General features: G+C 64.1%; 1 protein-coding gene. It reads left to right on the top strand.

Annotated features, from left to right (window positions below):
- Positions 1-482, top strand: a 482-nt coding sequence (locus B1722_RS28480; protein ID WP_140396058.1) for an immunoglobulin-like domain-containing protein, incomplete at both ends; no start/stop codon positions are given.

Genomic DNA, 482 nt, shown 5'->3' with positions numbered 1-482 from the left:
CCGGCTGTGACGCAGGTCACCGACACCATCGATACCACCACGGTCAAGCTGACCGCGACCGAGTCGGCGGCCGAGGGCGGCACCGTCACCTACACCGCCACTGTCGGTGCGCCGGTCACCGGTTCGCCAGTTGTGGTAACTCTGGCCAACGGCCAGAACATCACCATCGAAGTCGGTAAAACCACCGGTACCGTAACCACCACCGCACCGAACGACGCGCTGACCGGCCATGCGCCGTTGACCAACGCGATCACTAGCGTGAGCGGTGGCAACTACGAAAACCTCGTTGCCGACAAGACCCCGGTCAATACCACGGTCACCGATACCGTCGACACCACCAACCTGTCGCTGTCCGCGACCGGTACCGTGGCCGAAGGCGGCTCGATCGTTTACACCGCGACCCTGACCAACGCTGCCGGCTCGCCGGTTACCGTGACGTTGAGCAACGGCGCCGTGATCACCATCGACGCGGGCAAAACCAC

This window comes from Pseudomonas sp. SCPG-7, assembly GCF_002156405.1.
GTDB classification, from domain to species: Bacteria; Pseudomonadota; Gammaproteobacteria; order Pseudomonadales; family Pseudomonadaceae; genus Aquipseudomonas; species Aquipseudomonas parakoreensis.
Note: the sequence above shows the minus strand (reverse complement) of the source record. Positions and strands in the feature narration are given on the sequence as shown.